The 1,101-nt window shown below is 73.2% G+C and carries 2 protein-coding genes; one reads left to right on the plus strand and one right to left on the minus strand.

Annotation, left to right across the window (positions count from 1 at the left end):
• The first annotated feature begins 28 nt into the window (after positions 1-28).
• Complete coding sequence (locus FOY91_RS21355; RefSeq protein ID WP_275266057.1) at positions 29-430, plus strand: N-acetylmuramoyl-L-alanine amidase CwlD; 402 nt, start codon at positions 29-31, stop codon at positions 428-430.
• Positions 431-453: 23 nt separating this feature from the next.
• Here FOY91_RS21355 and pgeF read toward each other — a convergent pair.
• Positions 454-1,101: peptidoglycan editing factor PgeF (pgeF, locus tag FOY91_RS21360; protein ID WP_145156087.1), on the minus strand; the 648-nt coding region annotated here is incomplete at its 5' end.

The following is a 1,101-nucleotide window of genomic DNA, read 5'->3' on the forward strand; positions in this document are numbered from 1 at the left end:
GTTCAGGTGATCGCGCGCCTTCCTGAGCCTGCATTTCAACGGATCGGGCGATGCGGCGGTGCGCGGCACCGAGACCTTCTATCGGGCCGCCGAGAAGGGCAATGTGAACGCAGCACCCGACATCGCCTTTGCCCGCGCGGTGCAGGCGGGGTTGCTCGGCGGGCTGCGCGCGATCGATGCGGGGGCCAAGGATCGCGGGGTAAAGCCCGATACGCTCTCCGGCCCCGGCGGGCTGGGCGTGCTGAACGATCGCGCGCTGGGCAACATCGGCCGCGCGGTGCCGGCGGTGGCTGCGCTGGCGGAAATCGAGTTCATCACCCATCCGGCGGTGGACCGGCTGCTGGCCGGCGGCGGCGGCGCCACGGCGCGGCGGCGGGCGGTGGCGGTGCCGCTGGCCGAGGCGATCCGTGGGTATCTGCGCGCGGGGTGACGGGCGGTGTGCGGGGTAGGCCGTTACAGCCCGATCAGCGAGATCTGCCGGCCGTACCCCGTCTCGCCCCGGTGGGTGGCGCGGCGGTAGCTGAAGAAGCGGGCGGGGTCGGCATAGGTGTCCAGCCCCAGCGCCTCGATCCGGCGCAGGCCGCGTGCGCCGAGACGGGCGGTGACATAGCCCTCGATGTCGAACTGGTGCCGCCCCGCCGCCACGCCCTCTGTGAAGAAGCGTTCGTTGGCGGGGTCGTCCGTGCAGAAGCGGGCGAGGAAGGCGTCGTCCACCTCGTAGCTGGCGCGCGCGATGCACGGGCCGATCGCCGCTGTGATCCGATCCGCTCGCGCGCCCAGCGCCTCCATCGCGGTGACGGTGGCATCGGTGACGCCGCCGAGCGCGCCCTTCCACCCGGCGTGCGCCGCGCCGACGACGCCGGCCTCCCGGTCCGCGAACAGCACCGGCACGCAATCGGCGGTGAGGATGCCGAGCAGCAACCCCGGCCGATCGGTGACGAGCGCATCGGCATGGGGGCGGGCCTCGTCCGCGAACGGGGCGTCGACCGTCACGGCCTCGGCCGAGTGGACCTGATGCAGCGTGACCAGCATCGCCCCCGGCATCACCGCTTCGGTGGCGAGGCGGCGGTTCTCGATGATGGCGGCGCGGGCGTCGTCGGA

The organism is Alterirhizorhabdus solaris (genome assembly GCF_007785815.1).
Lineage (GTDB): Bacteria > Pseudomonadota > Alphaproteobacteria > Sphingomonadales > Sphingomonadaceae > Alterirhizorhabdus > Alterirhizorhabdus solaris.